Annotated in this window: 2 protein-coding genes; one reads left to right on the top strand and one right to left on the bottom strand. The window is 39.1% G+C overall.

Annotated elements, in window-relative coordinates; translation table 11 throughout:
* Nucleotides 1-726: 726 nt before the first annotated feature.
* Entirely contained in the window at nucleotides 727-1,593 is an 867-nt protein-coding gene (locus AC07YT_RS25025; protein ID WP_086544669.1) for a DUF808 domain-containing protein, read from the bottom strand.
* A gap of 257 nt (nucleotides 1,594-1,850) precedes the next feature.
* Between AC07YT_RS25025 and AC07YT_RS25020 the strand changes: the two genes are divergently transcribed.
* Nucleotides 1,851-2,065: hypothetical protein (locus AC07YT_RS25020; RefSeq protein ID WP_494945582.1), on the top strand; the 215-nt coding region annotated here is incomplete at its 3' end.

The following is a 2,065-nucleotide window of genomic DNA, read 5'->3' as shown; positions in this document are numbered from 1 at the left end:
GTAAACCTCGCGGCCGATCAGTTATATATCTTCGGTTTCAGTTCCGGCCGGTCTTATTCGTCCAACCTGTGTTTCAATCCGTTTCAATCTTTTTTTGTTATCTTCCCGACATCCGCCGTTCCGATTTTTTTGCCCTTCCTTTTGGTTGGGAGTGCAAAGGTAAGGATCTTTTTTAAACTTCCAAATAAAATAAATTTTATTTTTTCTGTCTTCTTTTTTCCTCTCCCCTTATTTCAATACGCTAATGTTATTTAGCTTTCCGTCCTTCCGAACCGGGCTGCAAAGGTAGCAATCTTTTCTTCTCCCGCAATATTTATTTTAAAATAAATATTGCCTCACTCGCCCTAATGCCATCCTTATCTAAAACCCTTCCTCCGAAGCGGGATGCAAAAGTAGGATTTTTTATCGTACACGCAAAACATTTTTATGGAATGGGGCGGGGATTAGCGTAACCACATGGCTTACAGACAGAAAAAATATGCCGATGGTTAAAACTTTTTAAGGAAACAAGTGTTTATCGGCGCACCGCCCCCAAACAATCCTGAAGTTTTCCTTGCAGCCAGTCAGCCCCTGCAAAATAAACCTGATTGAAATGAAAAGCCCACAGCGCAGCGAGGACTTGGAATGAAAAGCAGGAACCAACCTGGATAGTAGCACTAAACCTGCTTTACTAAAAAAAACAATTCGCCAATTAATATTTGCAAAATGGAATAACAACCAATTCCTTTATGCTCTGACAATAGCCAAAAGTTTTTTACCCGTAGTTAAAACAAGCACAGCGACTAGCCCTGCTGCTAATCCAAAAGCAAATTCTCTAAGAATTGAAGGCCAAGTATGAAGAACATGATGTAGAAAACTAACATTGTGCGCAAAAATCCCACCTGAAACCAGGATCAATGCGACCGTACCTACAACACTTAATATTTTTATTATAACCGGTAAGGAACGAACCAATAGATTTCCTATGGATGAGAATATACCTTTTTCGCCCGAGGCCTTCATTAAACGATATCCAACATCATCCATCCTTACAATAATGGCCACGATACCATAAACACCAACGGTAGCCAACAAGGCTACAGCTGACACCGTCAAAATTTGTATAAGCAGCTTTTCTTCGAGCACACTTCCTAAAGCAATAATTACAATTTCTATTGATAAAATAAAATCGGTAATAATAGCTGATTTGATCTTTGCTTTTTCTGCTACCTCGCCCTCCTGGATAACTTCTTTTGCTTCTACGTGCGAGGGTTTTGATCGATGAATAAAATATTCAACAATTTTTTCTACCCCTTCATAGGCAAGGTACAAGCCACCTAATACCAAGACCACTTTAATTGCTACCGGAAAAAAGAAATTGAGCAATAACGCAATGGGAACAATAATAAGTTTATTCACAAATGACCCCTTGGTGATTGCCCAAAGTACAGGTAACTCTCTTGAAGAAAGAAAACCAGTAGATTTTTCTGCATTAACCGCTAAATCATCTCCCAGGATTCCTGCAGTTTTCTTGGCCGCTACCTTAGCTGTCACCGCTACATCGTCCATTAAAGCACCTATATCATCCAAAATCGCAAAAAAACCTGAAGCCATATCTAAATCAATTATGCCGCAAAATATCAAATCCTTTCCAGATTCGGACAATCATATTTAAATCTTTAAGGGATAAGGCTAAAACAATATTCTACAGAAGGGGTCTATTTGCTAAATCTATCAATACAAACAATACCGAAGTACTTCATACTGAAGAGTTAATACGTAATTATAGGGATAGTGATAAGAAACCTATCCTTTTTAAAAGCACAGTTTAACTTTAGGCACCCATTAAGCCTGATTAAATATTTGATGATTTGGAGCGCAATTTCTACACCATGTGGGTGAGGTACTGTCCTGCTGTACGCTGCAATCCTTTTGGAAATTGTGTTTATCAACAATCCATCTTCGCCCAAAAGGGATTTTCGCTGCCATCAGGGCTATTCAAGCTGGGCTGGAGCTATAACAAAGAAGATGGCATACATTCAGCGGAGATCAGCGTAATCTGCGGGAACAAACTTAAACTACCTTA

The sequence above is a fragment of the Pedobacter sp. GW460-11-11-14-TSB4 genome, assembly GCF_059423705.1.
Note: the sequence above shows the minus strand (reverse complement) of the source record. Positions and strands in the feature narration are given on the sequence as shown.